Genomic DNA, 23,678 nt, shown 5'->3' on the forward strand with positions numbered 1-23,678 from the left:
TTGCCGGTATCCGCAAGCCATCTTCAAGACCATGCCATGAGGTCGACATGGACAATGTATTAATCGTCCTTGCTCAAGGCATATCCGACCAGGACGCCAGCTCCCACGGCAAGCGACAATGTGAGCAACGAGCGCTTACGCAGCCATTTGCTTGACTGGATGCGGCTACTCTTCAATACCTGCGACAGTTCTTTGTCCAGCGACTCGGACCAGTCGGAGAAGTTTTCCGTGAGCTGCTGGATGACATGCTCGGTGGCGCTGCCGTGCGCATCCGGGTCCAGCACGTCCTTGAGGCTTTCCAGCAATGCGATCGCTTCTTTCTTGCTGTCGCGGGCCTTGCTTTCCAGTTTGCGCCCCAGCTTGCGAACGGAGGCCTTGCCGGCCTTGGCGCTATCGCTCAAGGCTTCCTGGGCGGTTCCCGCCAACTCGGAGGCTTGGTCTTTAATCTCGGATTGTGTGTTGCTGTTGAACATGTCGTGCTCCAATACTGTCTATGGGGGGATTTCGGTGAATCTGGACTATTTTCCTGGTGGATATCGAGCAGTTGGTCAGCGTTTATGGAAAATGCCGGCAACCAGCGACACGATGGTGATGATCAGGAAAACGAAGAACAGGATTTTGGCAATTTCTGCCGCACCTGCCGCAATACCGCTAAAGCCGAAAAAAGCTGCAATCAGCGCGATCACGAAAAATATCACGGAATAATGCAACATTATTTTTCTCCTTGGTTGTTCGGTGTACGGTTTACACTGTAGGCTTTTGATCGGCCCGGAATTAGCAGACAGCCACTGAATCGCTTGTCAGAAAAGACTTACACGATGTTTGGAATACCATGAATATCAAAGCCATCGGCAACAAAATAACCGGATGGGGCGAAAGCTTGATCAGGCGGCTTGGCGGAAGGGTGCTGGCGATCTTGTTTGCCTCCATGATCCTGGCATTGGTTTCCGTCATGTTCACTGACGCCTGGCTGGTCGAGCTTGAGCAGCAAAACGCCCAGATAGACCAAGTGCAGCGCAATATCAATGTGCTGCAGCAATTGCGTACCAGCCTCAACCTGGCCGAGAGCGCGCAGCGCGGATACCTGCTGACCCAGCGCCAGGAACTGGTGACTACCTTCAACCAGGCAATCGAGGCTTCACGCCGCCATATCCGCAAGATTGAAGGCTTGTTCAACGGCCAGACGGTCGTCATGCGCGGCAAGCAGGAGCAAAATTGGCTGATTGCCTTGAACTCGACCCTGGAAGCCAAAAATGCGGAAATGAAGCTGGCCATTTCCCTGGTGCAGTCAGGCAAGGCGGAAGAGGCGATGCAGGTGATCAAGCTGGACCAGGGCGTCATCGAAATGGCGAGGTTTATGCAATATTCCCAGATACTGCTCGATCAGCAGCGCGAAGCTCAATCGCAGCTGGTGAAGAAGCGCGAACAGACCATCGTCATCACCCGGATTGCCTTGATCGGCACGGCGTTGATCCTCCTCCTGCTCGTGATCATGGTGATCCGTCAACTCGTGCAGGAAATGAACAGCCGCGACCATTTGCGCCAGCAGCTGGCGCGCGACTGCGCAGCTTACGAGGAGCGCATCCGCAGCAACTCTTATATGATGAAGACGCTGGCGCTGGATTACCAGTCCGACGTGGAGCGCGCGCGGCAAAAGCTGGCGCGCGACCTGCATGACGAGCTGGGCTCCATCCTCACGGCCACCAAGATGGATATTTCCTGGACGATACGCCGCGTGAAGGACCAGGACCCGGAGATCGTGGAAAAGCTCGATAAGACCATGCGCTACCTGAACCAGGGCATCCAGTTCAAGCGGCAGGTGGTGCAGAACCTGCATCCTTCCATCATCACCACCATCGGCTTCTGGCCGGCATTGAAGTCCCTGATCGAGGATATGGCTGAACGCAACGACTGGAAGCTGGACCTCATCCTGCCGAATGAGCAGATCGAGCTGCCCGAAACGCTAGGCCTGATCGCCTATCGCGTGGTGCAGGAGAGCCTGAATAACGCAAGCAAGTATGCCTACGCCACCAAGGTCTCGGTACATATGGTGGATGCGCTGGATTACCTCAAGCTGGAGATCGAGGACAATGGCGTGGGGGCTGACCTGGACAAGGCCGCCGCCAGCACCCACGGCCTTTCCGGTATCCGCAACCGCATCATGGCGATCGGCGGGCGCGTGGATATCACCAGCGCGCCCAACCAGGGATTCCACCTGGTGGCGATCATCCCGACCAAGCTTTAAGAGCAGGTTGTAAGGGGCTTTAGCTAGAAACGCAGGAACAGCGATGTGGAAAGGACATGGTTCATGCGGTCGAACTCATGTCCGCGGACATATTGGTTGACATAGCCGATCTCGAGCCGGGCATTTTGCGCCGCCTGCCAGGCTATTCCGGCAAACGCGCGGTTCTGGTCGAAACCGCTCATGGCACCCCAGTCCGTGCTGCGGGTGCTGACGAACAGTTCATCCCATAACAGCCAGCTCAGCGATTCCGTCCCTTCAATCTTCTTGATGGCGCGCACCAATTGGCGCACCCGGTGGCCTGTGTCGTGTCCGGTATCGAAATTGCGTTGTTCCAGCCGCGTGCGGCTCGTGATGACGATGCCGTTCGAGGTCGGGGGAAAGGTATACATGAATTGCTGCCACCAGCGCTGCTCGTGGTTGGTGCCTTGCGCCGTGTGCGTCCTGACGTCGGCATAGCCCAGCCAGATGCTTGCGCGGTCTGAAACCCAGTAATTGACGGCTGGCCGGATGATGGTCTGGTCGTGCTCCCGCCCTTCCTCCTTCAAGCGCGGCTGCAACTCCGCGTACCAGCCGATGCGGCTTTCCTTCGCCAGCTTGCCTTCCATGGTCAGGTTGAACCAGAAGCGGCTATCTTCCTCGACCTCGGCATATGTCCAGCAGGCGCTCGTGCTCATTACCCCAATCGACAATCCGCGCAGCAAGCGTATGGTATTAAATCTCATGCAATTTCCTTCTCTTGATCCAATCTGTCGTCGTGACGACCGGCAAGGTTGATTGTTGAGGGTGTGACTGTAACCCACGCATACATAAAAGGCGAGTTTGGAAAGGCGAATCCGCAGCCAGGTTGTCAGCTGCCTCTGACACGATTTGCAGCGGCGCGCTGACGGTGAGGGATGTCGGATGACATTACCATGCATGCATGTTCCACGATTTACCGTCCTACCTACAGAGGAGAGCAATATGCATCGTTCTATCAAGACCAATATCATTTCCGCCGCCATCAGTGTATTGCTGGGAACCGCTGCAAGCGGTGCGTGGGCGGTATCGGTTTCCGACGAGCTCAACCAGAGCCCGGACGTAAAGCAGTTCCATGAACTGGACACCAATAACGACGGCCACTTGAACTATACCGAGGCCAGCCGCGACAGCTTCTACACCAAGGAGCACTTCAATGCCGCCGACAAGAACAAGGACGCCAAGCTGAGCCAGGAAGAGTACAGCAACTACAAAACCGCCCAGCAGAAAAAAGAAGTGGGCCGCGTAGTGGATGACAGCACCATCACTGCCAAGGTCAAGGCGAACATCCTGAAGGAGGAAGGCTTCAAGGGCCTGCAAGTCAGCGTGGAAACCTACAAGGGCGTGGTGCAGTTGAGCGGTTTCGTCAACAGCAAGGCCCAGATCCAGAAAGCCGGCGAAGTGGCCAAGGCGGTTGAAGGAGTGAAGTCGGTCAAGAACAACCTGATCGTCAAGGGCTAAGCGAGCAAGTAGCCATATAAAAAAGCCTGTGGACAACCACAGGCTTTTTTACTTTCTACCGCTAGCGACGCATGGTGTCCTGGTGCGGCAGCTTCATGCCGGGCTGTGCGCCATGCTCGACGAAAATCAGTTTGCTTGTGTCGAAGCCAAAGTGCTGGGCCCTGGCAATCAGTTCCGCCTTGACCGGGTAGGACAGCTCCGGCGTGCGCGAGAGTATCCAGAGATATTCGTGATTGGGCCCCGCTACCAGCGAGAAATTGTAATTGACGTGGTCCAGCACCAGGATGTTGTAGGCGCCGTAGAACGGGCCGAAGAAAGATACCTTCAATTTGCCGGTATCCGGGCTGTCGACAAAATAGGCTTTGCCTTCCGCCTCTTTCCAGGCCTGCTTTTCCGGGTCGTATCCGCGGTTGATCACTTTCAGGCCGCCGTCCTCGCGTTTGCTATAGGTCGCGGTGACCTGTTGCAAGCCTCGCTCGAACGAATGGTCCAGGCGCGCGATCTCGTACCAGGTGCCCAGGTATTGGTCGGGCTTGAAATGGGTGACGGGCTGCAAGCCCTGGGGCGTGCCGGTGCCGGTACAAGCCAATAGGCAGCATGCGAGCATCAGGCAAAATACGCTTTTCATTGTCATCATGTTCCCTTCATTCAGTCCTTCTATTTCCCTGGCGCCCGCCGCGCAATGAAGCGGTCCAGCGCAGCCGCAAACGCCTGTCGGTCTGCCTGGCTGAACGAGGCGGGGCCGCCCAGTTCCACGCCACTGCTGCGCAGATCCTCCATGAAGTGCCGCATGGCAAGCCGCTCGCCTATGCTGCCTTTGTCGTACATTTCCCCGCGCGGGTTGAGCGCGTGGGCCTCCTTGGCGATCACTTCCGCCGCAAGCGGAATGTCCGCGGTAATGACAAGGTCGCCCGGCTGAAGTTTTTGCACGATTTCCTTGTCTGCCACATCGAACCCGCCTGGCACCTGCAAGGCGCGGATATGGGGCGAGGGCGGTACACGCAGCAGTTTGTTGGCGACCAGCGTGACCATGATGCCGGTGCGGTCCGCAGCGCGGAACAGGATTTCCTTCACCGCTACCGGACAGGCGTCCGCATCAACCCAGATCTGCATGGCGGCAGGCCTTTGCGTTAGTTTGCATATTCTTCCAATACCTCCAGGAACGCGTCGCCGTAATGCGCCAGCTTGGCGGCGCCTATGCCGCTGATGCGGCCCATTTCCGTCAGGCTGCCGGGTTTCTGGTTGAGGATTTCCAGCAGGGTGCTGTCGTGGAAAATGACATACGGCGGCACTTCCTGCTCGCGGGCGAGCTCCAGCCGCTTGACCTTGAGCGCGAGCCAGAGCGGGTCGTCCTGCACTTCCTTGTAGGCTTCGCGGCTGCGGCTGGCGCGTTCGGCCTTGCTTGCTGTGCGCGTGACAGGCGAATCGCTGCGCAGCCAGATTTCCGTTTCCCCGCGCAGCAACGGCCTGGCTTCTTCTGTAAGTCTCAATCCGCCGTAGCCTTCCATGTCGGTGGAAAGCAGCCCGGCCGCCACCAGCTGGCGGAACACGCTGCTCCATTGCGCCTGGCTCAGGGCCTTGCCGATGCCGAAGGTGGTCAGCGAATGGTGGTTGAAGCGCTTGATCTGTTCCGTTGTCTTGCCCAGCAGGATGTCGATGAGGTGGCCCGCGCCGAAGCGCTGGCCGCTGCGGTATACGCATGAAAGCGCCATTCGCGCGGCCTCGGTGCCGTTCCAGGTGTCCACCGGGTTGAGGCAGTTGTCGCATTGCCCGCAATTGCCCGGATGCTGCTCGCCGAAATAGCGCAAGATGGCCTGGTGGCGGCAGGCGGTGGATTCGCAATAGCCGAGCAGGGCGTCCAGCTTCTGGCGTTCCAGGCGCTTTCTTTCCTCCGGCGTGTCGCTGTTGTCCAGCAATTGGCGCATGTTGACCAAGTCGCCCAGGCCATACACCATCCATGCGTCCGCATCCAGGCCGTCGCGTCCGGCGCGGCCAGTTTCCTGGTAATAGCCCTCCATGCTCTTGGGCAGGTCGAGGTGGACGACGAAGCGCACGTTGGGCTTGTCTATGCCCATGCCGAAGGCCACGGTCGCGACCATAATGATGCCTTCCTCGCGCAGGAAGCGCTGCTGGTTGGCCTGGCGCAGGCTTGCATCCAGCCCGGCATGGTAGGGCAGCGCATCCCAGCCTTGCTCCTTGAGCCAGGCCGCCGTTTCCTCCACCTTGCGCCGCGACAGACAATAGATGATGCCTGCGTCGTTGGGGTGTTCGGATTCGAGGAAACTGAGCAACTGCTTGCGAGCGTTGTTTTTCAATGCCACGCGGTAGCGGATGTTGGAGCGGTCGAAGCTGGAAACGAATTGCCGCGCGCTTTCCAGGCCTAGGCGCTCGACGATCTCGTTGCGGGTCGGCGTATCGGCGGTAGCGGTGAGCGCGATGCGCGGCACCTCGGGAAACTCCTGGTGCAGCACTGTGAGCTGGCGGTATTCGGGCCGGAAGTCGTGCCCCCATTGCGATACGCAATGCGCCTCGTCGATCGCGAACAGGGCGATGCCGAAGCGTTGCTGAATTTCATGCAAGGTGCTGAGGAAGTTCGGCGTCATCAGCCGCTCGGGCGCGACATACAGCACCTTCATCTCGCCGCGCATCAGAGCCTGGTAGACGTTGCGCGCGCTATCGCCGTCCAGGCTGGAATTGAGGAAGGCGGCTTGGATGCCAAGCTGGCGCAAGGCATCCACCTGGTCCTGCATCAGGGCGATGAGCGGGGAAACGACAATGCCGACGCCTTGCCGCAACAGGGCGGGAATCTGGTAGCAGAGCGACTTGCCGCCACCGGTCGGCATGAGCACCAGCGCATCGCCGCCGTCAGCCACATGGTTGACGATGGCTTCCTGCTCGCCGCGGAAGGCGCTGTAGCCGAAGGTTTGCTCCAGCAACTGCTGGGCGGCAGTGTTCGCCTGCATGCTGGCTAGGCTCTAGCGGCGGCCCCGGTTGGGACGCTGCCCAGGATTGTTGTGGAATTGGCGCTTGGGCGGCTGCGGCGGCACGAACAGCCCCACCTGCGGCATGGCCTGGTGGCGTGCGGCTTCGGACAAGAATTTTTCCGGCTTCTTGTTGGCTTGGTCGGTTTGGGCTTGGGGCTTGCTGCGCTGACCTTGTGCTTGCTGCTGACCTGGCTGTTGTTGGCCTTGCGCGCGCTGCGGCCTGGCTTGGTTTTTTCCTTGGTTGTTCCTGCCTTGGCGTGGCTTGTTGCCTGAGCGCGGCTCGGCGTTATTGCCACTGGCGTCGTCGCGCTCGCGCTGGCCTTGGGGGCGGTTGTTCCTGGCCTGGCGGGTTTGTGCAGGCTGCTGTTGTCTTGGCGGGCGGCTTTCTGCGGCAGGCTGTTCGCTGGGCGCAAAGTCACCAGGGATATCCAGGCGCGGAATCTCGCGCTTGATCAGGCGTTCGATCCCCTTGAGCAGTTTGACTTCCTCGTTGTCGACCAGGGAGACGGCAGCGCCCGTGCATCCGGCACGGCCGGTGCGGCCAATGCGGTGTACGTAGTCTTCCGGCACGTTCGGCAATTCGAAATTCACCACCTGCGGCAATTGGTCGATGTCGAGGCCGCGTGCGGCAATATCGGTCGCCACCAGCACCGGCAGGGTGCCGTCCTTGAACTCGGCCAGCGCCTTGGTGCGGGCGGATTGGCTCTTGTTGCCGTGAATCGCGGCAGCGGCGATGCCGTCCTTGCTGAGCTTTTCCGCGAGGCGGTTGGCGCCGTGCTTGGTGCGGGTGAATATCAGCACCTGCTTCCAGTCATGGTGGCGGATCAGGTGCGCGACCAGTTCGCGCTTGTGTCCCTGGCTGACCAAGTGCACGGCCTGCTCGACCAGCTCCGAAGCCGTGTTGCGCCGCGCCACTTCCACGTAGCCTGGGTTGTGCAGCAGGCCGTCGGCCAGTTCCTTGATTTCGTCGGAGAAAGTGGCCGAGAACAGCAAGTTCTGGCGTTGCTTGGGCAGCAGGGCCAATACGCGCTTGATGTCGCGGATGAAGCCCATGTCCAGCATGCGGTCCGCCTCATCCAGCACCAGGATCTCGATTGCGGACAGGTCTATCGTTTTCTGCGCCGCGTGGTCGAGCAGGCGGCCGGGCGTGGCGACCAGGATGTCCAGCGGTTTTTTCAGGCGCTCGATCTGCGGGTTGATGCCTACGCCGCCGAACATCACCATGGATTTCAATTTCAGGTGTTTGCCATAGGTTTGTACCGATTCTTCCACCTGGGCGGCAAGCTCGCGCGTCGGCGTCAGGATCAGGCAGCGCGGCTGGCCTGCCTTTACCTTGACCGGTTTGGAATGCAGCAGGTGCAGCAAGGGCAGGGTAAAGCCCGCTGTCTTGCCTGTGCCCGTCTGGGCGCCTGCCAAGAGGTCGCCGCCGTTCAGCACCAGGGGAATGGCCTGGGCCTGGATCGGGGTCGGGTTGGTGTAGCCGGTATCGGCAATGGCGCGCAGAATGGGTTCTGCCAGGCCGAGATCGGAAAATTGTATGTTGGAAAGCGCAATGCTTACGTCGGAAGACAAGCTGAAACTCCATTATTCAAGGGTGTTTTTGTCGGCCTGTTACGATGACATAACTCCAATCTAGGCAGACAGCAGGAAGGTATCTGTTAGGATTCAGGACCGCTGCGCGGATTGGATGTAGCGCAGGGAAAGCAGATTATACGGCAAAACCCCATAAGCTGGGCAATGAATGATGAGAGTTTTTTAGATATATATTGCGAGACCGCTATGCCTGGCGGACTGGCGATACTGCTTCCAGCATGTCCGCATCCAGCCAGCGCCATTCCCCCGGTGCCAGGTCGTCCGGCAAGGCAAGGCCGCCGATGCGGATGCGCTTCAATGCCTCGACCCGGTTGCTCACCGCGGCCAGCATGCGCTTGACCTGGTGGTATTTCCCTTCTGCCAGCGTCAGGTGCAGCACATGGCCGCCGACCACTTCTGCAGCCAGCGCGGCAACCGGCGCCGGTTCGTCCAGCAAGTGCACGCCGCCCAGCAGCGAGGCGATTTGCGTTTCATCCAAAGGATGCTTGGTGGTGACTTCGTAGACCTTGGGCACTTTCCACTTGGGTGAGCCCATGCGGTGGATGAACTGCCCGTCATCGGAGAGCAGCAGCAGTCCCGTCGTGTCCTCGTCCAGCCTGCCTATGCTCTGCACACCGCGTTCCAGCAGCGGCGCGGGCAGCAGGCTGAAAATGCTCGGGTGGTGCTGCGGCTTGTGCGAGCATTCATAGTGCGCCGGCTTGTTCAGCATCAGGTAGGCTTGTGCGCGGAATTGCCATGCTTCGCCGCGCACGGTGAAATTGAGGTTCTCGGGATCAAACTCGGAAAAGGGGAAATCGCACACCTCGCCGTTCACCGTGACCTCGCCGTGGCGGATCAACGAGCGGCAAATCTTGCGGGAGCCAAAGCCCTGCGAATGCAGGATACGTTCAAGTTGCATAAGGTTGGAATAAAGAATTAGGGCTGATAAGTAGGAAGATCGGCATCGCAGGCGGGCTTGACCCATTTGCCGCTGATGGATGAGTTCTGGTTCACGGGCAGGCCCTGCGCAGTGCCCTGCATGGAAATGCTGCCCTGGAAAGCGCTGTCGCTGAGCAAGGTCATGTCGAAGCGGCCGTTGCCCTTGATCGCGCCGTTGCAGCTGACGTCCCCGGTCACGTTGTCGCCGTTGTGCTGGTAGTTGCGCACGCTGCAGCCGTCTTCCGTCTGCGGCAGCAGCGGCTGCTTCAGCTTGGCCTGCTCAGGCGTAATGCATTGCTGCGTCACGATCGCATTGCCGCCTACCGGCAGCTCGATGCCGAATTGCCGCAACTGTTCCAGTTGCTCAGATGCAATGGCGGGCAGGCCTTGTATCGTCACGGAGGTTTCCCACTGGCCCGGCTTGATCTGGTCGATGGCAAGCGCGGGCAAGGGACTGAGGAACAGGGCGCACAAACATAATCTTGCAATGCGGTTGGGCATGGGCTGGCGTGGTGTCGATAATAGTGGAACAAGTATAACACCCGGGAGGCGGCAGCCTGGAATCAGGCGAAGCAAGCAAGGAAAGTGCGCTGCCTTTGCAGGCAGGGAGCATTAAAATATGCTGACCGATGCCGCTATGAAGTTATCCACTCTTATGCGAGGACCCCCTATGAAGCCCTACGTCGCCTTGTTCATGCTGATTGCTTTTTTCCAAGTGCTTCCAGCCAATGCCGGGGAGAAAAGCTGTACCGAGGAGGCGGGCAAACGCCACGCCGAGATGCTGGTGAAATGGTGCAGGAACGTCAGCCCCGCGACGCATCCGCCCTGCAATGCGGCGAATAGCTGCGACCTGGTCATTGACGAGATCAAGCGCGGCTGTGCGTTCCTCAAGAACGAGAAGAGCTCGCCTTATTATTGTCGGCTGACGTATGCCGATAGCGATGAGTAAAGCATTTCGCTAGGGATGTTCTCTTGGCGGTGTCGGCATGAGAATCGTGCATAGTTCCAGGCCGATCAGGGATACCAGGGCAGGGAGTGTATAATAACCATGTTGTGATATTGGTTAATCGGCAGCCGGTGATGTGCCGGGCTTGCCATGCAACTTCTTTGTTTAATCCAGAAGCGAGTCAAAATGAGCGAATTACCTAATTGTCCCCAATGCAGTTCCAGCTATACCTATCAGGATGGCGGCCTATTCATCTGCCCGGAATGCGCGCATGAGTGGACGACCGACAGCGAAGAGGCGGCAGGCAGCGATTTCATCGTCAAGGATGCCAACGGCAACCTGCTGCAGGACGGCGACACGATTACCGTGATCAAGGACCTCAAGGTCAAGGGTTCTTCGCTGGTGGTCAAGGTTGGCACCAAGGTCAAGAATATCCGCCTGGTGGACAGCGACCACAATATCGACTGCAAGATCGACGGCATCGGCGCGATGAAGCTGAAATCGGAGTTCGTGAAGAAGGCCTGAGCCATGAACGACATCAGCTTCGAGGATTTTCTCAAGGTGGAGTTGCGCGTGGGCGAAGTGGTTGCCGCCGAGATATTCGCCGCAGCCCGCAAGCCCGCCTACATATTGCATGTCGATTTCGGCCCGGAGATCGGCGTGCTGAAATCCAGCGCCCAGATCACCGTGCATTACCAGCTGGATGAATTGATCGGCAAGCAGGTAGTGGCGGTAGTGAATTTTCCTGCGAAGCAGATCGGCCCGATTCAGTCGCAATGCCTAGTGACTGGGTTTCATGATGAGAACGGCGCGGTGGCTTTGTGCGTGCCGGATAAGGTGGTGCTGAAGGGGACGAAGTTACTTTGAAATAGTTTGTTTGTGAGTAGGTTTAGCTATACGTAATATAGCGTGATCTGATCATCTGCTAAATTTTAGGCGGGCTAAATTGCTGATACCAAACCTATGGTATTGAAGTGATTGGCATAGTGCTTGACTTAGGTTGTTATGCTTAAATACTATCTGGCTATCTAAATATAGTTATATTGGATCTGGTGCTACATGGAAAAACACACATTCATAGATCGCTACTTCCATAGCCAATATGAATTGCTGGATTTTAGATTTTCACAGAACAGAGACATCAATACTTTGTACACGTACTTGAATAACCTGCACTCAACTGCTGACAAACTGAAAGAGCTCTTTGGTTGCGATATAAAAAGCACGCCGGAGTTCAAAATCTTAAGAATAGTAAGAAACTACTTTCATCATAGTGGCGACGTGGACGAAATTCGACTCTACGTATCAGCAGATAAGAATACGATTGTGAGCCACTTACAGCATCTAATAATTCCGTTAGAAACTTTCGCCAAGAGCTTAAAGTCATTCATAGATAACAACACTGTCCCCGAGAGCAACAAGAACTATAAAAATAAAAAAGTATTCATTGAGAGCGAGCTGGATTCAATATTTAGCTGCTTCGACTACGGCCCTGATATTTTACAAAACCTGGAAAAATTCTGTGACAAGCCAAGCTTAAAATTAGATGGAAAAACCTATGAACTTGGCTTTGATATGTACAAATTTGTATACAACATCACCAACGTCATCGCCGATAGTTGTCGAAAAATTGAAGAGCTAAAAATCAAACAGATCGTAAGCGATCTTGATACGTCATATACAGCCTCAAAAAATATTGGAAAATTTGACATCATGTGCCATCCATCCAGCGTACCAATCATGACCATAGAAGGTTTCATTTATCCAAATAAAATTGAAGCCGCAATATAACAATTGGTTCAAGCCAGCTAGTGTAGGGCGCAATAACCAACGGGCATTGCGCCCTACGCTGGCTAAGCCTTTAGGAAAGAATAATGGAAACGAATAAGTTACTTAAAATATTAATAATCTCTAATTTATTCACAGCACTGTGCGCGATAGGAGCATTTTATTTTTCTTATAGTGCAGCTAGTGATGCCGAGGACGCATATTACGAAGCAGCTAATGCAGCAGTATCAGCAGCAGCTACCAACTCTACGATCTCTTACGGCGTGAACTGTATAAATCGTTAGCCCGCGTAGATACCGTCTTTCAAGTCAAGTGGATTGAGCATAATCCTGTTGATATGGTTTTCTGGTGTTGAGCACGCCGAAACACAGATGCACCAATTTACGCATGGTGGCTCCTAAGGAAGACATTTTGGATTTGCTACGTGCCAGTTCACGTAGGGCGCAATAACCAACGGGCATTGCGCCAGATGGAATCCGAATAGCTCAACCTTCTTCATTCAGATGAGTTTATCTCTATAATTTATCTTGAACCCAACGGTATCAGTGGCCGTCAACTTGCGGAAAAGCTGGATTTGGCAATGGTTTTTTTCATCCAACGCTTCAGCACTGCCAGCGCAACGCGGCAGTGTGCACCGGGCTATCCCAATGCTGCCTGATTTCATCGTCAAGCAGGGTCACGGTGATGGAAGCGCCCGCCATATCGAGGGCAGTGGTGTAGTTGCCTACCAATGAACGGCTGATGACCAGGCCGTGCGCTTGCAGCAGCTTGGCTGCGCTGTGGTAGAGCAGATACAGCTCCATGAGCGGAGTGGCCGCGAAGCCGTTGACCATGAGTAATATTTCGCTGTCCGGTGTCGGCTTGAGGTCTTCCAGAATGGCAGCGACCAGGTCTGCGACGATGGCATCGGCGTTTCTCATTGGTTCGCGTTTGCGCCCCGGTTCACCATGGATGCCGACGCCCATTTCCAGTTCGGTTTCGCCAATATCGAAGGTCGGCCGGCCCGCTGCGGGCACCGTACAGCTGGTGAGGGCGACGCCCATGGAGGCGGTGCGGCGGTTGACCTTGTCGCCGAGCGCCTTGCAGGCGGCGAGGTCGGCCCCGGTCTCGGCTAGGCTGCCCACGACCTTCTCGACGATCACGGTGCCAGCCACGCCGCGGCGGCCGGTGGTGTAGGTGGAGTTTTCCACCGCGACGTCGTCACTGGTGAGCACGGTGGCGTTCTCGAACGGCAGCATCTCGGCCGCCATCTCGAAGTTCATCACGTCGCCGGCGTAATTCTTGACAATGAACAGTACGCCCTTGCCGGCATGCACGGCTTCGGCCGCTGCCAGCATCTGGTCGGGGGAAGGGGAGGTGAACACATGGCCGGGGCAGGCGGCATCCAGCATGCCGTAACCGATATAGCCGCTGTGCAGCGGCTCATGGCCCGAGCCGCCGCCGGAGATGATGGCGACCTTGTTTTCTGCTTTTTCCCTGCGGGTAAGGAAGTGCGGTGCCAGGTTGAGGCTGATGATGTCCGCATGCGCCGCGGCAAAGCCGCTCAGGCTTTCGGTGAGGATGTCGTCGACGTTGTTGATGAATTTTTTCATGTTTTTCTCTCCTCCTTTGCGCCGGCTTCAGGCGGCCTGGTGCTGTTTTGCCAGTTCGGTAATGGTGTGAATGATGATCTGGCTGCTGCGCGCGCCGGGATCGATATGGCCGATTGCGCGTTCGCCGAGGAAGGCGGCGCGGCCCTTGGTGGCGATCATGTCCCTGGTGGATAGCATGCCTTGTTCTGCGGCCTGCTGGAGGGCGTCGAATACCTGGACCGGGCCAGCGTTCGCTGCTGTGAGGCGGCTGAAAGTCTCCGCTACCGGGATCAGGGTATCCAGCATGGTTTTCTCGCCTGCATCGGCCTTGCCGCGCTGCTTGACGGCCTCGACACTGGCATGGAAGGCGGCGGCGATTTCGGCCAGGCTGCTGATGTCGCCGGCTTTTTCCACCTTGGCCATGGTCATGAAGAAGGTCGCGATCAGCGGGCCGGAGGCGCCGCCTATGGTGGAAAGCAATTTCATGCCGATGCGTTGCAACGCGTCGGCAGGCGCTAGCGGCGCGAGCTCGTCACGCATGGCGAGCAGGGCGGCGCAGCCACGCTTGAGGTTGATGAAATGGTCGCCGTCGCCGATCTCGCGGTCAAGCGACTCCAGCTCGGCCTCGCTGTTGAGCACGGCATCATTGACCGCGGCGATGGCTTCAAGGATGAATTCGGTTCTCATTTAAATATTTCCAGGCCTCTTCCAGATTTCTTCCACCTGGCCGTTGTCGGCCACGAATACGGCATCGGCAAGCTCCTCAAACACGCCATGTTCGACAATGCCCGGGACGTCGTTAAGCAGCTGGTTGAGCTCATCGCTCTTGAAGGTTTTGGGCAGCGCAAGCTCCAGCACCAGGCTACCGTGTGAGGTGATGGCCCAGCCGTCCTTGGCGGCATTCTGCCGCAGGGTGCTTGCGACGCCGAGTTGTTGCAATGAGGCCTGGACCAGTTGCCAGGCAAACGGGATGACTTCGACCGGGATGGGGAATTTATCGCCCAGGTGGCCCACCAGCTTGCTTTTGTCGACCAGCACGATGAAGCGCTCGCTGGCGCGGGCCAGCAGTTTTTCTCGCACGAGGTCGTAGCCGCGCCCCTTGAGCAGGGCAAGGTTGGTGGTGACTTCATCGGCGCCGTCCACGTAGAGGTCAAGTTTATTGAGGTGTTCCAGCGCTACCAAGGGCAAGCCTTGCTGCTGTGCATGGATGGTGCTGGCTACCGAGCTGGCGGCTGCGGTGATACGCAGGCCTTCCTCGCGGTGGCGGCGCGCGAGCTCCTCGATAAAGTAATTGGCTGTGGAGCCGGTGCCCAGGCCCACTACCATGCCATCTTGAACATGGCTTGCCGCCTGGATGGCGACTAGCTGTTTGTCGTTCATCGGGTTTCTCCTCCGGGTTACGCTGGCGTTTTTGCACGGGCTTTAACTTGCTGTTCGGGTAAAATGCTCTGCATCTCAAGTCCCGTGCGATTTTTCATGACATTTAAACATATCACTTCCCGCGATAACAGCCTGTTCAAGCAATTGAAGAAACTGGCAGACAATGCGCGGGAGCGGCGCAAGAACAATGAAACCTTGCTGGACGGGGCGCATTTGCTCACGGCCTATATCGAGCGTTTCGGCATGCCGAAACTGCTGGTGATTGCCGAGGGCGAATCCACCAATGAGGTGGTCGGCCTGTTGCAGGAGCTTTCCGATGTGCCGACGGTGATGTTCACGACCTTGATGTTCACCGAGCTGTCGCCTGTAGCGACGCCGACCGGGATTCTTGCGCTGGTGGATATTCCGCAATTGCCGGTGCCCGAGCAACCGGATTTCCTCCTGATGCTTGAAGATATCCAGGACCCGGGCAACTTGGGCAGCATGCTGCGTTCTGCAGCCGCGGCCGGGGTCGAGGGGGTCTATTTGTCACTGGGCTGCACGGATGCCTGGTCGCCCAAGGCCTTGCGCGGCGGGCAAGGGGCGCAATTCGTATTGCCGATTGTCGAGCGCGCCGATCTGGCGCAGGCGGCGCAGGCATTTGCCGGGCAGACGCTGGCGACTACGCTGGTGGGGGAGCCGCTCTACGGCATGGATTTGCAACAGCCGACGGCGTTCGTGATCGGCAATGAGGGGGCCGGCTTGAGCGAGGCGCTGATTGCCGCCGCCAGCCGCCAGGTGAGCATTCCCATGGCCGGGCAGGTGGAGTCGCTGAACGCAGCGGCGGCAACTGCGGTATGCCTGTTTGAGCGCAGCCGCCAGAAGGCGGCGCATAGTTAGGATAGTCCGGCTAGTGGCGGACGTTGTTGCCGGGCAGGACGATTTCCGCAGTGAATAGTTGCTCGGCATCCACCTGGTCGAAATGATATTCCGCGTTGCAGAAGTCGCAATTGATATCAATGGTGTGTTGCTCGGCCAGGATGTCGGCGACTTCCTCTTCCCCCAGCATGCGCAGCATGTTGCCCACGCTCTCGCGAGAACAGCTGCAATGGAACTTGATGGCTTGTTCCTTGAACAGGCGCACGTCTTCTTCGTTGAACAGGCGCTTGATCAATGACACCGCGGCGAGGTCGAGCAGTTCTTCGTCCTGCACCGTATCCGCCAGCATGGTGATGCGGTTCCAGGCGTCGGGGTCGGCATTATCGGGCTGGTCGGGCAGTTTCTGCACCAGCATGCCTGCTGCGCTCTTGCCGTTGCAGGCGAGCCACATGCGGGTATCGATCTGCTCCGAGCGCTGCATGTAGTTCTGCAGTATTTCGGCGATGCTGGCGCCCTCGACCGGCACAATGCCCTGGTAAGCCTGGCCGCCGTCGCGCGGATCCAGCGTGATGACGAAATGACCGTCGCTGACCATCTCGCTGAAACTCATCCCGCCGAGCTCTTCCGACCATTTTGCCGTGGCGCGTATGCCGAGGTCCGAAGTGCATTCCACCACCAACAGCTTCAAGGGCCCTTTGCCCTGCACCTGCAGCACCAATGCGCCGCCTTGCAGCTTGAGCGTGGCGGCCAGCAAGACGCTCGCAGCCATGAGCTCGCCCAGCGCCTGGCTCAAGACAGAAGGAAAGTCATGGTGTTGCAATGCCTGGCTGAAACTTTCGTCCAGGTGGACGATATTGCCGCGCACGGAAGTACTTTCAAACAGGAAGCGGTGCAGTTGGTCACTGATTTGCATGGAATCCCAAGGCGTGATGGAAGTTGCTGATGAGCGACAATGATACCACCGCGAGGGGCCGGAATCAGGGCCGGATGCAGCGTAGGGAAGTAGTCCGGTTTTAAAATTATGATTTATCTATATAATTTGGCAATAAGAAAAATAAGCAGCAGAACCTAGTGAAAAAAATCATTCGATTCTTCAATATGCGCCAGCTAGCCGTTGTCCTGATCATCGTGATTGTGCCGCTGTTCGCCTGGCTCTCGGTCAAGGCCAACGACGAGCTGATCAATTCGCGTGCGTGGCTCAAGCATACCTATAACGTGCTGCAGGCCCTACATGACGTACGGGGCGAGCTGGACACGCTGGAAATCGGCCGCAAGGGCTACTTCATCCGCCGCCATGCCGAGCATTTGATGCAGATCAGCCAAGTACGCCATAACGTGCCTGCGAAGCTTGACGTGCTGCAAGGCATGACGGCTGACAACCCCTACCAGCAGGAGCGCTTATCCCAACTCCAGGAGGCGCTTGGCCTCCTGTTGGAGGAGACCGCCGGCAATATTGCAGACCTCGATGCGCAAAATATTCCTTATGTCGAATACAGCGACAAGGCGATCCCGTTGTTCGAGCGTGCACGCGTGGCACTGGGGGAAATGCACGCCCATGAGGATGCCTTGCTGAAAAGCCGCCTCTCCAACAGCGCCAGCAAGCAGTTGAACCTTGACATGGTGCTGCTGTTCATGGGCGTGAGTTTCCTGGCCCTGCTTGGATTCGTGCTGACCAATATGTACCGGGAGCTCCGCCAGCGCCGCAAGGTGGAGGCCGGCTTGCTCAAGAGTCAGATCCAGAACCAGCTGACGGTGCACAACCTGTCGCTGATGGGGGAGCTGAGCAGCCTGTTGCAGGCCTGTACCAGCATTGATGAGTCCCTGGACGTCATCCGCCAATTCGCCGTGCAATTGCTCAATGTCGATGCCGGCGCCATCTACCTGTACCGCGAATCACGCAACCAGGTCGAGGAAAAGGCGAGCTGGGGCGGCACCCTGAAAAGCGCCCCCATTTTCCAGCCGGACGATTGCTGGGCACTGCGCCGCGGCGAACCCCATGCCGCCGGCGGGCAGCATGATTCATTGCCATGCCGCCACCAGCAGGATGCCGAGGGCGTTTATAGCTTGTGCATCCCGGTTGTGGCGCAAGGGAACGTGCTTGGCGTATTGCACCTGGAGAAACATCAGGGAGAGCCATTGGAAGAGGTGCAGCGCAAGCTGGCTGTTACTCTTGCCAGCCAGGTCGCCCTGGCGATGGCAAGCATGAAAATGCAGGAGACGTTGCGCAACCTGTCGGTGCGCGACCCGCTCACCGGCCTGTTCAACCGCAGGTATATGGAGGAATCGCTGCAGCGCGAGCTCGCGATCGCCCAACGCAAGCAGCGTCCCCTGGGGGTGGTGATCCTCGATCTGGACCATTTCAAGACCTTCAACGATAACTTCGGCCATGATGCGGGCGATTTCCTGCTGCGGGAGATCGGCGCGCTGCTGGTGTCGAACTCGCGATCCAGCGATATTGTCTGCCGCTTCGGCGGCGAGGAGTTTGTGCTGATCTTCCCGGAAACTAATGCCGCGATCGTCATGGAGCGCACGGAGCATTTGCGCCAGGTGATTTTTGCCCTGCAGCTACAGCATTTCGGACGCTCGCTCGGGCAGGTCTCCGCCTCGTTCGGGCTGGCCTTCTTCCCGGACCATGCGCACACCGGGGAGGAGTTGCTCAGGCTGGCCGACAAGGCGCTCTACCGTGCCAAGGCCGCCGGCCGCAACCGATTGGAAGCGGCATTAGGCGCTACAGACCTGCCTAAACCTTGACGGCGCGCTGGCGCGGGATATTGTCCGGCTGCCAGTGCTGCCAGGTCCATTGCCATAACGCGGCATGGGTATCCCGGCGTAGCGCCTCAGGCGGCTGTTGCCCGAGAAATGCCAAGGCCTGCCAGAGGTCTCCGGTCTTGTCGCGGCTGTCCAGCGCCTGTGCCAGCGTCTGCTTGCTGAGCTTTTCCCCTGCGGCGTTGGCTGCGACAGGCACGTGCAGGTAGGAAGGGGTGGCGTAACCCAGCGCCCACTGCAGGAAAATCTGCCTCGGCGTGGAGTCCAATAGGTCGGCGCCACGCACGACATGCGTGATGCCTTGCATCTCGTCGTCCACGACTACCGCGAGCTGGTAGGCAAATAGGCCGTCGGCACGCTTGAGGACGAAATCCCCGATATCGCGCGACAGCACCTGGCTGATTTTCCCCTGCACCGCATCATGGAAGCTGATGGGGCGGTCGTCCGCCTTGATGCGCCATGCGCGGGCGCTTTTGCCGGGAGCCAAGCCGTGGCGGCAGGTGCCCGGATACACCAGGCCGTCAGTGCCATGTACGGCGGAATCTGCAATCTCCTTGCGCGAGCAGCCGCACGGATAGAGCAGGCCGCGTGAGGCCAGCTGCTGCAAGGCATCCTGGTAATACGCATCGCGCTGGCTTTGGTACACCACCTCGCCATCCCATTCAAAGCCGTATTCCTCCAATGTGCGCAGGATCAAGCCGGCGCCGCCGGGCATTTGCCTGGGCAGGTCCAGGTCCTCGATGCGCACCAGCCACTCGCCTTGCTTGCTGCGCGCGTCCAGGTAGCTTGCAACTGCGGCAATCAGGGAGCCAATATGCAGCGGCCCGGTGGGAGAGGGGGCGAAGCGGCCCCTGGCCTTGGGAGTCTGTGCCACCGCAGCGGGCCCTAGTAAAGGGGATTGGACGGCACAGGTTGCAGGTAGGGCGGGATGTGCCAGCTTTGCAGGTGGCGGCCCAGCATGACCAGCTCGCAGGAAAGGCGGTCGCTGCCGCGCGCACTGACCTCGAAGTGATAGGTGCGCCGCAATTGCATGCGTCCGCGGCTGTTGCGGCCGAACCAGACCTTGCTGCAGGAAACGGTTTCGTCCAGCAGTTGCAGGTTCCAGCGTTCCGCCAGTTCCCGTCCGCAGGCAATGGCTTGTTCGCGGCTGGCGATGCTGTCTATCCAGTACCAGGCGCCGATGACGGCAATGATGAGCAAATAGAGTTCCATTATGGCTTCAGTAGGTCGGGTTCTTCTTCGGGTTCGTCTTCATGCAGCGAGAGTGTGTCGATGCGCGCGCTGTTGTCCTCCGCGGCGGCATGCTTGCCGTGCAGCTTGAAGCGCAGTCGCAGCTCGTTGTAGGAATCGGCGTTGCGCAGTGCGTCCTCTTCCGTGATGCGGCCTTCCTCGCATAGTGCAAACAGGGCCTGGTCGAAGGTCTGCATGCCCAGCTCGACCGATTTCGCCATCGCGTCCTTGATCATATTGGTTTCGCCCTTGAGGATGAGATCGGCGACCAAGGGCGAATTGAGCAGGATCTCAATCGCGGCGCAGCGTCCGCCGCCTTTCTTCGGCACCAGGCGCTGCGAGATGAATCCGCGCAGGTTGAGCGACAGGTCCATGTGCAGCTGCGCATGGCGTTCTTCCGGGAAGAAGTTGATGATGCGGTCTATGGCCTGGTTGGCGCTGTTGGCGTGCAGGGTTGCCATGCACAGGTGGCCGGTCTCGGCAAAGGCGAGGGCGAACTCCATGGTTTCGCGGTCGCGGATTTCGCCGATGAGGATCACGTCAGGCGCCTGCCGCAAGGTGTTCTTAAGCGCGCTGAACCAATCGTTGGTGTCGCGCCCGACCTCGCGGTGCGTGATCAGGCAGTTCTTGCTCGCATGCACGTATTCCACCGGATCTTCCACGGTAATGATATGCCCGTGGCTGTTTTCGTTGCGGTAGTCGATCAATGCCGCGAGTGTGGTGGACTTGCCGGAACCGGTGCCGCCGACGAGGATCACCAGGCCGCGCTTGGCCGAGATGACTTCCTTGAGCACGGGCGGAAGGCCGAGGTCGTCGAAGCGCGGAATCTGCGTGGTGATGGTGCGCAGCACCATGCCGACCTTTTCCTGCTGGATGAAGACATTGACGCGGAAGCGGCCGATCTCCTTGGGCCAGATGGCGAAATTGCATTCCTTGCTCTGCTCGAACTCCAACCGCTGCTTTTCGCTCATGAGCGCGTAGGCGAAGGCCTTGGTGTGCTCGCCGCTCAGTTTCTGCTGGGTGACCGGCGTCATCTTGCCGTCTATCTTCATCGCGGGCGGAAAGTCCGCGGAGATGAACAAGTCGGATGCCTTCTTCTCCAGCATGGAGCGCAGCAGCGTGTGCATATAGGCCAGAGCCTGTTCCTGATTCATGCCAAATCCAATCCGGGATGCGGGTTAAAAGGGCCGTCAATAGCCGATGGGCAGACGCCATATTAAATGAGGTTGAACGCCGCTGTCATTATGTCCGGCCCCGGCTGCCTTGTCCGCATTCCGAAGCTGGGCCAGCCGCGCTCGGGAAACGAAGCGCGCTTAGGTTTTATATGGGGTCATGGATTCCTACGCTCAATAGCCTAAATTTAATTTGGCGGATGCCGCTAATATGCTTACACTGCCATGGCGTTTCTATTGGAAACTGTTTTCTGAATTGACTGCAAGCGAGTTGTACCAAGTCCATGAACGATATCCGCGAACGCGAGGCCATGAATGCCTATCTCAAGCTGCTCAAGAACAAGGGAGTCGACAATGAGGGGCTGAGACAGCGGGAGCACTGGCTTCTAGCGCTGTTGCCCGCCATTGCGGGGCAACCGGCGGACGGCCTGATCTACCGGGAGGCCGTCGAACACCTGCTGACCGAAGTAGAGCGCGAGCAATGGCCGTTCTTCCTTTCCGTGGTGCGCGAGTACTACCATTTCTGGAACCACGACATCAAGGCCATCGCCGCCTTGAATGCCGGTCAGGAGTTCGAGCTCAACCCGGCCAAGTGGCAGCCTGTCGAGCAGGATCTCAAGACGTTATGGCAGCGCCTGGACAGCGAGAAGTTCGGCGTGGCCGACACCTGGCCGCTCAAGGCCTATAGCTATGCATTGCGCCAGGAGGGGGCGGACCAGGCGTTGGTCGATACCCGGATGCGGCTGGTCAAGCTCTTATTGCTCAAGCTGCGGGATGCGCCTGAACGCGACCACAAGGTGTATCGCCAGGCGGTGAACGCCACGGTCGGCATTTTCACCATGAAGCCCACCCAGCGGTTGTTTCTCGCCGTGGTGCGCGAGTTCTATTATTTCTGGATCGGCGACCCGGACGCGGTCAGCCACATCCAGATCGAGCGCGCGGACAATATCGCCTGAGAGGGCCGCGTAGCTGTTCCCAATGCTTTTCCGGCGACCGGGTTTTCGCATACGCCCATACGCCGCGCTGCTTATTTCAATGCGTCGAGCTTGCGCTCCAGCTGTTCGCAAATGGTCTTGAGTATCTTGATGCGGGCATATTTCTTGTCGTTGGATTCGACCAGGGTCCAAGGCGCCTGCTCCGTGCTGGTGCGGTCTATCATGTCGCAGACGGCGCGCTGGTAATCGTCCCATTTCTCGCGGTTGCGCCAGTCTTCATCCGTGATCTTGTAGCGCTTGAATGCAGTGTCCTCCCTGGCCTTGAAGCGCGCCAACTGTTCTTCCTGGTCGATATGCAGCCAGAATTTAACGAGCACGATGTCGTGGCTGACCAATTGTTCCTCGAAGTCGTTGATCTCGGCATAGGCGCGCATCCAGTCCTGCGTGCTGCAAAATCCTTCCACCCGTTCCACTAAAACACGGCCGTACCAGGTGCGGTCGAAGATCGTGACGCGCCCGCGTCTGGGCAACTGGCGCCAGAAGCGCCACAGGTAAGGCTGGGCGCTTTCCTCGTCAGAAGGCGCCGAGATCGGGACGATGCTATAGGTGCGGGCATCCATGGCCTGGGTGACGCGGCGGATGGCGCCGCCCTTGCCGGCAGCGTCGACGCCCTCGAAAGCGATGATCACCGAAATCTGCTGGAATTTTTCATGGCGGGTGAGCAGGTTGAGCTTGCCCTGATATTCCTCCAAGCGTTCTTCGTAATCGTCCTTGTCCAGGGATTTTTTCAGGTCCAATGTGTTCAGCACATTGAGGCTGTCCGCCGCCGTCAATGCGAGCGCGGGCGCTGCCGCCTTGCGGGGAGGGGGCGCCTTGCTGTCCAGGCGGTTGCGTATGGTCTCCAGCAGGTATTTGCCCGTGGTCAGGCTGCGGTAATTGGGGTCGAAGCCTTCGATGACCAGCCAGGGCGCGTTGGCGGTGCTGGTCTCGCGCAGGATATGGCCGGTGAGCGTGCGGAATTCGTCATAGTGCTTGAGATGCTGCTTGTCCTGCTCCGTGACGCGCCAGCGCGTCTTTGGATTGGCTTCCAGCTCGGCAATGCGGTTTTTCTGTTGTTTTTTCGAGAGATGGAACCAGAGCTTGATGACGAGCGCCCCTTCATCCGTGAGCATGCGTTCGAAGCGCACAATATCGTTGAGGCGGCTGTCGAGCTTCTTGCGTAATTTTCCGCTCGACATGTTTTCCAGGATGGGCGCGGTATACCATGACCCGAAGAAAATACCGATCTTGCCCTTGGGCGGCAGTTCGCGCCAAAAGCGCCACATGCGGGGGCGCTCCGCCTCGTCTTCCGTGGCTGGGCCAAAAGCGCAAGTATGGATCAGGCGCGGGTCCATCCACTCGTTGAGCAAGTTGGCGGTTTCCCCCTTGCCCGCTCCATCCACGCCGCCGATCAAGATCAGGACGGGGAAGGCCTTGGATTCCGCCAGGTCGAACTGCAGGTCTAGCAGCGCCTCGCGCAAGGCGGGCACTTCCTTTTTGTAGAGGTCGTCGTCGAGACTGTGGCCGAGCTCAGCGGATTCAAACATGGCGTATTCCCTGATGAGATCGATCCATGGTGCAGAATTTCTCTGCAAGTGTCAAAGCTCCGTAGTCAAGTCTTCCATGGAGTTGCACTGTATTGGTGCAATGCACAATTTATGGTTCATATTTGGTGCGTCCTTATTTCAATAGATTTATAAAACTATTTAAAAACAAAGTTATGGTGGGTGGCGTAGTTTTTGCTATGTATTCCCAGCTATAAAATAAACGGAGGAGA

At 58.0% G+C, this 23,678-nt stretch carries 26 protein-coding genes and 1 pseudogene; 9 read left to right on the top strand and 18 right to left on the bottom strand.

Going from position 1 to position 23,678, the window contains the following annotated elements; translation table 11 throughout:
- Window positions 1-59: 59 nt before the first annotated feature.
- Window positions 60-473 carry a hypothetical protein gene (locus ACKF11_RS03395; RefSeq protein ID WP_407994202.1) on the bottom strand — a complete coding sequence of 138 codons (414 nt, stop codon included), beginning with the start codon at window positions 471-473 and terminating at the stop codon, window positions 60-62.
- A 75-nt stretch (window positions 474-548) separates the two neighbouring features.
- A complete protein-coding gene (locus ACKF11_RS03400; RefSeq protein WP_048811867.1) occupies window positions 549-713 on the bottom strand; it encodes a DUF1328 domain-containing protein in 165 nt (54 codons plus the stop codon).
- Window positions 714-832: 119 nt separating this feature from the next.
- Here ACKF11_RS03400 and ACKF11_RS03405 point away from each other — a divergent pair, with 119 nt between their 5' ends.
- Entirely contained in the window at window positions 833-2,245 is a 1,413-nt protein-coding gene (locus ACKF11_RS03405) for a sensor histidine kinase (protein WP_407995948.1), read from the top strand.
- 23 nt (window positions 2,246-2,268) lie between these two features.
- Here ACKF11_RS03405 and ACKF11_RS03410 read toward each other — a convergent pair whose 3' ends face one another.
- Window positions 2,269-2,967, bottom strand: a complete 699-nt coding sequence (locus ACKF11_RS03410; RefSeq protein ID WP_407995949.1) for a DUF2490 domain-containing protein — start codon at window positions 2,965-2,967, stop codon at window positions 2,269-2,271.
- 238 nt (window positions 2,968-3,205) lie between these two features.
- Here ACKF11_RS03410 and ACKF11_RS03415 point away from each other — a divergent pair, with 238 nt between their 5' ends.
- The gene (locus tag ACKF11_RS03415) at window positions 3,206-3,721 is read left to right on the top strand and encodes a BON domain-containing protein (RefSeq protein ID WP_407995950.1); all 516 of its coding nucleotides are present in this window, start codon (window positions 3,206-3,208) and stop codon (window positions 3,719-3,721) included.
- 61 nt (window positions 3,722-3,782) lie between these two features.
- On the opposite strand, the gene ACKF11_RS03420 is transcribed toward ACKF11_RS03415, so the two are convergent.
- The 6 genes from ACKF11_RS03420 to ACKF11_RS03445 all read right to left on the bottom strand — a co-directional run bounded on the left by ACKF11_RS03420 (window position 3,783) and on the right by ACKF11_RS03445 (window position 9,717).
- Window positions 3,783-4,349, bottom strand: a complete 567-nt coding sequence (locus ACKF11_RS03420; protein WP_510338909.1) for a lipocalin family protein — start codon at window positions 4,347-4,349, stop codon at window positions 3,783-3,785.
- Between the two features lie 29 nt (window positions 4,350-4,378).
- Complete coding sequence (locus ACKF11_RS03425; protein WP_407995952.1) at window positions 4,379-4,834, bottom strand: YaiI/YqxD family protein; 456 nt, start codon at window positions 4,832-4,834, stop codon at window positions 4,379-4,381.
- 17 nt (window positions 4,835-4,851) lie between these two features.
- Entirely contained in the window at window positions 4,852-6,684 is a 1,833-nt protein-coding gene (recQ, locus tag ACKF11_RS03430; RefSeq protein ID WP_407995953.1) for a DNA helicase RecQ, read from the bottom strand.
- 12 nt (window positions 6,685-6,696) lie between these two features.
- Complete coding sequence (locus ACKF11_RS03435; protein WP_407995954.1) at window positions 6,697-8,277, bottom strand: DEAD/DEAH box helicase; 1,581 nt, start codon at window positions 8,275-8,277, stop codon at window positions 6,697-6,699.
- Window positions 8,278-8,482: 205 nt separating this feature from the next.
- Complete coding sequence (locus tag ACKF11_RS03440) at window positions 8,483-9,196, bottom strand: pseudouridine synthase (RefSeq protein ID WP_407995955.1); 714 nt, start codon at window positions 9,194-9,196, stop codon at window positions 8,483-8,485.
- A gap of 17 nt (window positions 9,197-9,213) precedes the next feature.
- Window positions 9,214-9,717 carry a DUF3617 domain-containing protein gene (locus ACKF11_RS03445; protein ID WP_407995956.1) on the bottom strand — a complete coding sequence of 168 codons (504 nt, stop codon included), beginning with the start codon at window positions 9,715-9,717 and terminating at the stop codon, window positions 9,214-9,216.
- Window positions 9,718-9,886: 169 nt separating this feature from the next.
- Here ACKF11_RS03445 and ACKF11_RS03450 point away from each other — a divergent pair, with 169 nt between their 5' ends.
- From ACKF11_RS03450 to ACKF11_RS03465, 4 genes are all read left to right on the top strand, one after another.
- The gene (locus tag ACKF11_RS03450; RefSeq protein WP_407995957.1) at window positions 9,887-10,165 is read left to right on the top strand and encodes a hypothetical protein; all 279 of its coding nucleotides are present in this window, start codon (window positions 9,887-9,889) and stop codon (window positions 10,163-10,165) included.
- A 183-nt stretch (window positions 10,166-10,348) separates the two neighbouring features.
- Window positions 10,349-10,687, top strand: coding sequence for a zinc ribbon domain-containing protein YjdM (locus ACKF11_RS03455; RefSeq protein WP_407995958.1), 339 nt, complete (start codon window positions 10,349-10,351; stop codon window positions 10,685-10,687).
- A gap of 3 nt (window positions 10,688-10,690) precedes the next feature.
- Window positions 10,691-11,029, top strand: a complete 339-nt coding sequence (locus ACKF11_RS03460; protein WP_407995959.1) for a tRNA-binding protein — start codon at window positions 10,691-10,693, stop codon at window positions 11,027-11,029.
- Between the two features lie 192 nt (window positions 11,030-11,221).
- Complete coding sequence (locus tag ACKF11_RS03465; protein WP_407995960.1) at window positions 11,222-11,953, top strand: hypothetical protein; 732 nt, start codon at window positions 11,222-11,224, stop codon at window positions 11,951-11,953.
- Between the two features lie 305 nt (window positions 11,954-12,258).
- Here the strand turns inward: ACKF11_RS03465 and ACKF11_RS03470 are convergent.
- The 4 genes and pseudogenes from ACKF11_RS03470 to rpiA all read right to left on the bottom strand — a co-directional run.
- Window positions 12,259-12,387, bottom strand: a pseudogene (locus tag ACKF11_RS03470) (IS110 family transposase); the annotation flags it as partial.
- 165 nt (window positions 12,388-12,552) lie between these two features.
- On the bottom strand, window positions 12,553-13,542 hold the full coding sequence (gene dhaK, locus ACKF11_RS03475; RefSeq protein ID WP_407995961.1) for a dihydroxyacetone kinase subunit DhaK: 990 nt from the start codon (window positions 13,540-13,542) through the stop codon (window positions 12,553-12,555).
- 27 nt (window positions 13,543-13,569) lie between these two features.
- On the bottom strand, window positions 13,570-14,208 hold the full coding sequence (gene dhaL / locus ACKF11_RS03480; protein WP_407995962.1) for a dihydroxyacetone kinase subunit DhaL: 639 nt from the start codon (window positions 14,206-14,208) through the stop codon (window positions 13,570-13,572).
- Window positions 14,209-14,901: a ribose-5-phosphate isomerase RpiA gene (gene rpiA, locus ACKF11_RS03485; RefSeq protein ID WP_407995963.1), complete on the bottom strand. Its 693-nt coding sequence runs from the start codon at window positions 14,899-14,901 to the stop codon at window positions 14,209-14,211.
- Between the two features lie 96 nt (window positions 14,902-14,997).
- On the opposite strand from rpiA, the gene ACKF11_RS03490 reads away from it, so the two are divergent.
- A complete protein-coding gene (locus ACKF11_RS03490) occupies window positions 14,998-15,780 on the top strand; it encodes a TrmH family RNA methyltransferase (RefSeq protein WP_407995964.1) in 783 nt (260 codons plus the stop codon).
- Between the two features lie 10 nt (window positions 15,781-15,790).
- Here the strand turns inward: ACKF11_RS03490 and hslO are convergent, their stop codons facing one another.
- Window positions 15,791-16,672, bottom strand: coding sequence for an Hsp33 family molecular chaperone HslO (hslO, locus tag ACKF11_RS03495; protein WP_407995965.1), 882 nt, complete (start codon window positions 16,670-16,672; stop codon window positions 15,791-15,793).
- 158 nt (window positions 16,673-16,830) lie between these two features.
- Here hslO and ACKF11_RS03500 point away from each other — a divergent pair, with 158 nt between their 5' ends.
- The gene (locus ACKF11_RS03500) at window positions 16,831-18,510 is read left to right on the top strand and encodes a sensor domain-containing diguanylate cyclase (protein WP_407995966.1); all 1,680 of its coding nucleotides are present in this window, start codon (window positions 16,831-16,833) and stop codon (window positions 18,508-18,510) included.
- On the opposite strand, the gene gluQRS is transcribed toward ACKF11_RS03500, so the two are convergent.
- From gluQRS to ACKF11_RS03515, 3 genes are read right to left on the bottom strand one after another with little or no spacing between them, the layout of a single operon-like run.
- Window positions 18,500-19,399: a tRNA glutamyl-Q(34) synthetase GluQRS gene (gene gluQRS / locus ACKF11_RS03505; protein WP_407995967.1), complete on the bottom strand. Its 900-nt coding sequence runs from the start codon at window positions 19,397-19,399 to the stop codon at window positions 18,500-18,502. The genes ACKF11_RS03500 and gluQRS overlap by 11 nt on opposite strands.
- Window positions 19,400-19,410: 11 nt before the next feature.
- A complete protein-coding gene (locus tag ACKF11_RS03510; protein WP_407995968.1) occupies window positions 19,411-19,737 on the bottom strand; it encodes a DUF3301 domain-containing protein in 327 nt (108 codons plus the stop codon).
- Window positions 19,737-20,909, bottom strand: a complete 1,173-nt coding sequence (locus ACKF11_RS03515; protein ID WP_407995969.1) for a PilT/PilU family type 4a pilus ATPase — start codon at window positions 20,907-20,909, stop codon at window positions 19,737-19,739. Before ACKF11_RS03515 ends, ACKF11_RS03510 begins: the two co-directional genes overlap by 1 nt.
- A 302-nt stretch (window positions 20,910-21,211) precedes the next feature.
- On the opposite strand from ACKF11_RS03515, the gene ACKF11_RS03520 reads away from it, so the two are divergent.
- Window positions 21,212-21,883 (top strand): hypothetical protein, encoded by a 672-nt coding sequence (locus ACKF11_RS03520; RefSeq protein ID WP_407994179.1) that lies wholly within the window; start codon window positions 21,212-21,214, stop codon window positions 21,881-21,883.
- Between the two features lie 71 nt (window positions 21,884-21,954).
- Here the strand turns inward: ACKF11_RS03520 and pap are convergent, their stop codons facing one another.
- Entirely contained in the window at window positions 21,955-23,448 is a 1,494-nt protein-coding gene (pap, locus tag ACKF11_RS03525) for a polyphosphate:AMP phosphotransferase (RefSeq protein ID WP_407995970.1), read from the bottom strand.
- Between the last annotated feature and the right edge of the window lie 230 nt (window positions 23,449-23,678).

This window comes from Methylobacillus draconifructus (genome assembly GCF_045984385.1).
Taxonomy (GTDB): domain Bacteria; phylum Pseudomonadota; class Gammaproteobacteria; order Burkholderiales; family Methylophilaceae; genus Methylobacillus; species Methylobacillus flagellatus_A.